Below are 6,404 nucleotides of genomic sequence, written 5' to 3' on the forward strand. Positions count from 1 at the left end.
ATATGTGGATATTCCCTCTGTACTGGAGCCGGATGTAGAAAAAGCCATCAGAGACAGAGTTAAGGACGGCACAGGAAATCTCTATGTACTTGTAAACTATACGGCACTTTTTGCCACCAGAAATATACTGAAAAAACTGGAGGGAGAGCAGAAATGAAACTGACTATTGGACATTTATATCCGGATCTGCTGAATCTCTATGGTGACAGGGGAAATATCCAGTGTCTTATGAAACGGTGTCAGTGGAGAGGGATCGAGTCAGAGACAATTTCCTTTGAGCTGAATGATACCATTGATTTTTCCGGATTGGATATCGTGCTTCTGGGCGGAGGTTCAGACAGGGAGCAGATGCTGGTCTGTGAAAAGCTCAGAGAGCTTCAGGGAGCTTTTAAGGCGTATGTGGAAAACAACGGAGTTGTGATCGCTATCTGCGGAGGCTATCAGCTTCTGGGAAATTATTATAAAACAGACCAGGGAATGATCAAAGGGCTTGAGCTTGTGGACATGCACACAGAACAGCAGGAGGGACGGCTGATCAGTAATATTGTTCTCAAAAGCGACTTATTTGACATGCCGGTGGTTGGCTTTGAAAACCATGGAGGAAGAACCTTTATCGGAAATAATCAGCCTCTTGGAAAGGTTCTTTACGGAGCGGGAAATGACGGACAGACAGGATATGAGGGCGTAGTCTACAAAAATGTGATCGGAACGTATCTTCACGGACCTCTTCTTCCCAAGAATCCTCAGCTTGCAGACTGGCTGATCACCCAGGCCCTCAGACGGAAATACGGAGAGAGTCTGCAGCTGGAACCGCTGGATGACACCCAGGAAAAGGAAGCAAATGATTATATTTACAAAAGGTTTGTGAAATAACACTTGCAATCAAAAAAAACTGACGTTATAATGAAGCCGTGGAGCGGTACAGAATCCGTTTCATAAGATTCAGAAACAGACTTGAAAGGAGTAACAATTATGCAGAAGTATGTATGCGAGCCATGTGGATATGTATATGACCCGGAAATCGGCGATCCGGACAGCGGAATCGAGCCGGGCACAGCATTTGAAGATATTCCGGAGGATTGGGTTTGCCCGATCTGCGGAGTAGGCAAGGATGAATTTGTACCGGAAGACTAAGTAACCGGACGGAAGGGTGCCGAAAGCAGGCTGCTTTTGACACCTTTCTTTTTATACATGGATGTTTCAGCAGAAAAGCGTAAGACTTTTGCAGAAGAATATAAGGAATTCTGAACAGAAAGGAAGCCAGCATGAAGAAAAAGACAGCAGTTATTTTTATAGGATTTTTTATGACTTTGGGAGCTCTGTCAGGATGCGGCGGAAATGATGCCACAGAAGCTGCCAGCGAGAGTGCCCAGACAGAGGATGAGGGAACCGGAGAAGACGAGGAAATGCAGGAAGCCCGGGAGGAAGAACAGGAGCAGAAAGAGAAGGAAGAAAAGAAAGCCGAAAAGGAAGCGGAGAAGGCTTCAAAAGAAGATAAAAAAGAAACTGAGAAGAAATCCGAAGCAGAGGATTCCGAAAATAAAAAAGAGGCTCAGGAGGAAACTGAGACAGAAAGTGTGAAGATCGCGGTTCTTCTTCCTGATCAGGAAGAATGGTCAGATGATGCTCAGGTGCTTGAGGCAAATCTGAAAGAGGACGGATACGAGCCTTTACTGGCCTATGCTGAGGGAGACGCTTCCAGACAGGTATCTCAGATACAGGAAATGCTGGAACAGCAGGTAGCTGCTTTTATTATCACTCCGGTAGACGCTTATGGACTGACGGATGTGCTGGCAGAAGTAAAAGAGGCAGAGATCCCGGTATTTTCCTATGATGATCTTATTATGGATACCAATGCGGTGAAATATTATACGACCTTCGGAGGCCGACAGGCAGGACAGATGATCGCAGAAGAGATCATTAAAAAGGAAAACCTGAAAGAAGTGCAGGAAGAAAAGGAAACCAGAACCATTGAATTTCTGATGGGTTCTCCGGACGATACAGAAGCTTTGTTCCTGTATAATGGAGTTATGGAAGGACTGCAGCCTTATCTGGATGACGGAACCCTGGTGTGCACTTCCGGTAAGATCAGCTTTGACGATACCGGAATCATCAGGTGGAGCAGAGAGCTTGCCGGTACACGGATGAGCCAGCTCCTTGAGGATTCTTATGAAGACGGAGCTGTTCCGGATATTATCTGTACAGGGTTTGATGATGCCGCTCTGGGGGCTGAAGAGACTCTGGAGACAGCGGGAATTGTTCCCGGAAGTGAGCAGTGGCCTTTGATCACAGGAGTGGGATGTAAGGAGGAAGCAGTGAGATCCGTGGCATCCGGAAAAATCGGTTTCAGTCTCTTTATGGATTACAGAGATCTGGCAGATAACTGCGAGCAGATGGTTCACGTTTACCTGACAGGAGAGGAGGATCCGGAGGTAAACGATTACGAACAGTATGACAATGGTGTAAAGATCATCGGAACGTACCTCTGTGAGTCGCAGGTAATAGACGGCGATAATTATGAGCTTCTGATCGACAACGGTTATTATGAGGAAGAAGAGATAGCTCCGGAGGCTGAGGAAACCGTAACACCAGTCCCGGAGGAAAGCGTTACTCCTTCTCCGAAAGAAGACGAAGCGACTCCACAGGAAAGTGCAGCTTCCGATTGGGAAGAAGACAAAGAAGCAGTAAAACAGTCTTCAGGGGAAAAAGAGGATTCTGATTTAAAAAAGGAAAAAGAGTCTGACAAGGATGAAAAGAAAGCGTCGGAAAAAGTAACCTTAAAGAAAAGTAAATCCGCTTCTGACGATAAATAAGAAAATAAAACAGCCCGGAGCTTTACCGTAAATATATGGCAAAGCTCCGGGTTGTGTATTTGTCCGGGAAAATCCGGAAAAGGTTCGGTTTTATCTGAAAGTCAGAGAATCATCGGTCATGGAATCAATAATGGCAAGTGATTCCAGGCGCACACCCATATCGCGGATACACTGACCGCCGTTCTGGAATCCCTTTTCAATTACAATTCCCGCGCCTTCAAGAACGGCTCCTGATTCTTTTACAATTTCAATCAGTCCCATCAGGGCGCATCCATTGGCAAGGAAATCATCGATCAGAAGAACATGGTCTTCCGGTCCGAGGAATTTTTTGGAAAGGATTACATCATATACTTTTTTATGTGTAAAGGATTCCACTTTGGAGCAGTACATTTCCCCGTCAAGATTCAGACTCTGCGCCTTTTTGGCAAAAATAACAGGTACATCGAAATACTGAGCTGCGATGCAGGCAATGCCGATGCCAGAGGCCTCAATGGTAAGAATCTTTGTGATCGGACAGTCTGAAAAACGTCTTTTGAATTCTTTTCCGATTTCATTGATCAGAGTAATATCCATCTGGTGATTCAGAAAACTGTCTACTTTTAAAATATTTCCTGGTTTTACAATTCCGTCTTTAAGGATACGGTCTTTTAAGAGCTGCATGACTTCTCTCCTTTGATTTAATTACATTCTTATTAGAAATTACATCTAATATACGCTATTCTCGGCGGAAGTTCAATTCTTTTCGACAAAGTTTTGCAAAAAAATTGTGGAAGTACCCACAAAAAGTTATGCTTACTTCCGTTGCATTGCCTGAAAAGGTCTGGTACAATGAAAAAAAGCCAATATAAAAAGAAAACAGAACGAAAAAACAGAAAAGAATCACTGAAACAGAAAGAGCAGGGAGAAGAGCAGCGTTTTATCTGTCGGGAAAAACACAGGGAAAATAACTGCAAAAAATACAGGAGAGGGAAGGCGTATCATGAAAGAATACGAAGTGATCTGGGAGATTTTTAACAAATGCCCGGGAAATCAGATGCGGGATGTATTTGTAGATGAGGTGCAGCTGGAAGACCCGGAAGAATATGTAAAGAATAAATTTCAGGGAAAAGAAGTTTCCTATGACAAGACAGTTCTTGAAGACGGAACAGTGATTTTTGATATTCTCACCTCGGGGATAAAACAGAGATGCTCCTTTACAGAGATTTAGTAGCTGTGCTATAATGGCAGGTGGCGGCAGAACAAAGAGGACCGCAGATCAGTCCGGTAAGGCCGGGAAAGGAGCACACATGAGCGAAACAAAAGAGACACATGAGCATATCATGGAGGACGGAAGTGTGGTTGAACATACACACGGAGCGCACGGCCATCATCACAGTCATGCGCAGACCAAGGCTGTACTTAATCGTCTTTCAAGAGCAATCGGCCATATGGAATCTATTAAGAGAATGGTAGAAGACGGACGTGACTGTTCCGAGGTTCTGATTCAGCTTTCAGCAGTGAAATCCGCAATTAATAATACAGGCAAGATCATTCTCCAGGACCACATTGAGCACTGCATTGTAGATGCTGTGGAGCATGGGGACCGGGACGCTATCAGGGAACTGGAAAAGGCCATAGACCGGTTCATCAAATAAGGGAGAATCTTACTGCACAGATAGACGATAATAATATAGAAGGAGAAGTAAGATGGCAAAGGAATGTAACAGCAAAACCTGTGACAAATCAAGCTGCGAGGGATGCAGCAGCAAAGGTAAGAACATGGATCTTATGGCAGAAGCCAATTCCATGTCCAATGTAAAACATGTGATCGGTATTGTCAGCGGCAAGGGCGGCGTAGGTAAATCTTTTGTAACAGCATCTCTTGCAAACCGCATGGCAGCCAAAGGCTTTAAAGTAGGTATTCTGGACGCGGATATTACCGGTCCGTCTATTCCGAAAATGTATGGTCTGAAGGGCGCTGCCCAGGCAGACGACAATGGAATCTACCCAATGGAGACAGGAAACGGGATCAAGGTTATTTCTGTAAACCTCCTGCTTCCTACAGAGGAGACTCCTGTTATCTGGAGAGGACCGATCCTTGCAAATATGGTAAAACAGTTCTGGACCGATGTGATCTGGGGAGACCTGGATTATCTGTTTGTAGACATGCCTCCGGGAACCGGCGACGTACCGCTTACTGTATTCCAGTCACTTCCGGTTGACGGAATCGTGATCGTAAGCTCTCCGCAGGATCTTGTAAAAATGATCGTTAAAAAAGCATTTAATATGGCTGAAATGATGCATATTCCGGTACTTGGGATCGTAGAGAATTACAGCTATGTAAAATGTCCGGACTGCGGAAAGGAGATCAAAGTATTTGGTGAAAGCCATATTGATGAGATTGCGGCAGAACTTGGAGTTCCGGTACTTGGCAAAATGCCCATCGAGGCATCTTTTGCAGATTATGCGGACAAAGGAGAATTCCATCAGGTAGTAAATACTTATCTTGAAGCGGCAGATAACTGTATGCCGGTATAAGATAAGAATTAATATAAGCTCAAAAATACTATGGCCCCTGGCCGGATCGAGAAAGGAGTCTCTCATGAGCAACGTAAGACGTGTTTATGTAGAAAAGAAACCTGCCTATGCAGTTCAGGCAAAAGAACTGAAACATGAAATCAGCAGTTACCTGGGAATCAAATCTGTTACAGGTGTAAGAGTGCTGATTCGTTATGATGTGGAGAATATTTCTGACGAGGTGTTTGAAAGAGCCTGCAGGACAGTATTTGCAGAGCCGCCGGTAGACGAGCTTTACCAGGAAAGCTTTGAAACCGCAGAGAATTCCAGAATTTTTTCTGTAGAATATCTGCCGGGTCAGTTTGACCAGAGAGCAGATTCTGCAGTACAGTGTGTTCAGTTTCTGGATGAAAATTCCCAGCCGATCATCCGTTCCGCTACTACCTATGTAATTGAAGGAACCGTAACGGATGAGGAATTTGAAGCTGTAAAACACCACTGCATCAATCCGGTAGATTCCAGAGAAACAGGAATTGAGAAACCGGAAACTCTGGTAAATGTTTTTCCGGAGCCGGAGGATGTAAAGATTTTTGACGGCTTTAAGGATATGGCGGAAAATGATCTGAAGGATCTGTACGATTCTCTTAATCTTGCAATGACATTCAGAGATTTTCAGCATATTCAGAATTATTTCAAAGGGGAAGAGAACCGCAATCCTTCCATGACAGAAATTCGTGTTCTGGATACCTACTGGTCAGATCACTGCCGTCATACTACCTTTTCTACTGAGCTTACAGATGTTAAATTTGGTGAGGGCGACTATAAAGAGCCTATCGAAAAAACATATGAGCAGTACCTGAACGACAGAGAGGTTCTTTATAAAGACCGTGACGACAAATTCATCTGTCTGATGGATCTTGCCCTGATGGCAATGAAAAAACTGAAATCTGAAGGAAAGCTTCAGGATCAGGAGGAATCTGACGAGATCAATTCCTGCAGTATTGTAGTTCCTGTAGATGTTGACGGCAAAGAAGAAGAGTGGCTGATCAACTTTAAAAATGAGACACACAACCATCCGACAGAGATCGAGCCGTT

Annotated in this window: 8 protein-coding genes and 1 pseudogene; 8 read left to right on the forward strand and 1 reads right to left on the reverse strand. The window is 44.3% G+C overall.

Annotated features, from left to right (window positions below):
• The 4 genes and pseudogenes from WJ238_RS02790 to WJ238_RS02805 form a co-directional block, all read left to right on the forward strand.
• Window positions 1-157: pseudogene (locus tag WJ238_RS02790) on the forward strand (MurT ligase domain-containing protein); the annotation flags it as partial.
• On the forward strand, window positions 154-873 hold the full coding sequence (locus tag WJ238_RS02795) for a type 1 glutamine amidotransferase (RefSeq protein WP_337606075.1): 720 nt from the start codon (window positions 154-156) through the stop codon (window positions 871-873). The pseudogene WJ238_RS02790 and the gene WJ238_RS02795, both read left to right, overlap by 4 nt.
• A gap of 99 nt (window positions 874-972) precedes the next feature.
• Entirely contained in the window at window positions 973-1,134 is a 162-nt protein-coding gene (gene rd, locus WJ238_RS02800; protein ID WP_022066629.1) for a rubredoxin, read from the forward strand.
• A 131-nt stretch (window positions 1,135-1,265) separates the two neighbouring features.
• The gene (locus WJ238_RS02805; protein WP_337606077.1) at window positions 1,266-2,813 is read left to right on the forward strand and encodes a substrate-binding domain-containing protein; all 1,548 of its coding nucleotides are present in this window, start codon (window positions 1,266-1,268) and stop codon (window positions 2,811-2,813) included.
• A gap of 90 nt (window positions 2,814-2,903) precedes the next feature.
• Here WJ238_RS02805 and WJ238_RS02810 read toward each other — a convergent pair whose 3' ends face one another.
• A complete protein-coding gene (locus WJ238_RS02810) occupies window positions 2,904-3,473 on the reverse strand; it encodes a xanthine phosphoribosyltransferase (RefSeq protein ID WP_022066631.1) in 570 nt (189 codons plus the stop codon).
• A gap of 319 nt (window positions 3,474-3,792) precedes the next feature.
• Here WJ238_RS02810 and WJ238_RS02815 point away from each other — a divergent pair, with 319 nt between their 5' ends.
• From WJ238_RS02815 to WJ238_RS02830, 4 genes are all read left to right on the forward strand, one after another.
• On the forward strand, window positions 3,793-4,020 hold the full coding sequence (locus tag WJ238_RS02815) for a hypothetical protein (RefSeq protein ID WP_022066632.1): 228 nt from the start codon (window positions 3,793-3,795) through the stop codon (window positions 4,018-4,020).
• Between the two features lie 79 nt (window positions 4,021-4,099).
• On the forward strand, window positions 4,100-4,447 hold the full coding sequence (locus tag WJ238_RS02820; protein WP_337606078.1) for a metal-sensing transcriptional repressor: 348 nt from the start codon (window positions 4,100-4,102) through the stop codon (window positions 4,445-4,447).
• A gap of 52 nt (window positions 4,448-4,499) precedes the next feature.
• Window positions 4,500-5,330 (forward strand): Mrp/NBP35 family ATP-binding protein, encoded by an 831-nt coding sequence (locus WJ238_RS02825; protein ID WP_173751985.1) that lies wholly within the window; start codon window positions 4,500-4,502, stop codon window positions 5,328-5,330.
• Between the two features lie 64 nt (window positions 5,331-5,394).
• Window positions 5,395-6,404, forward strand: a 1,010-nt coding sequence (locus tag WJ238_RS02830) for a phosphoribosylformylglycinamidine synthase-related protein (protein WP_524536985.1), incomplete at its 3' end; no start/stop codon positions are given.

The organism is Claveliimonas sp. (assembly GCF_037273965.1).
Classification (GTDB): Bacteria; Bacillota; Clostridia; order Lachnospirales; family Lachnospiraceae; genus Claveliimonas; species Claveliimonas bilis.

What these genes read in the sequence shown, in the direction of transcription:
- WJ238_RS02795 (WP_337606075.1), top strand. Translation starts at nt 154, where the DNA reads ATGAAACTGACTATTGGACATTTATATCCGGATCTGCTGAATCTCTAT.
- WJ238_RS02810 (WP_022066631.1), bottom strand. Translation starts at nt 3,473, where the DNA reads ATGCAGCTCTTAAAAGACCGTATCCTTAAAGACGGAATTGTAAAACCA.
- WJ238_RS02825 (WP_173751985.1), top strand. Translation starts at nt 4,500, where the DNA reads ATGGCAAAGGAATGTAACAGCAAAACCTGTGACAAATCAAGCTGCGAG.
- WJ238_RS02815 (WP_022066632.1), top strand. Translation starts at nt 3,793, where the DNA reads ATGAAAGAATACGAAGTGATCTGGGAGATTTTTAACAAATGCCCGGGA.
- rd (WP_022066629.1), top strand. Translation starts at nt 973, where the DNA reads ATGCAGAAGTATGTATGCGAGCCATGTGGATATGTATATGACCCGGAA.
- WJ238_RS02820 (WP_337606078.1), top strand. Translation starts at nt 4,100, where the DNA reads ATGAGCGAAACAAAAGAGACACATGAGCATATCATGGAGGACGGAAGT.
- WJ238_RS02805 (WP_337606077.1), top strand. Translation starts at nt 1,266, where the DNA reads ATGAAGAAAAAGACAGCAGTTATTTTTATAGGATTTTTTATGACTTTG.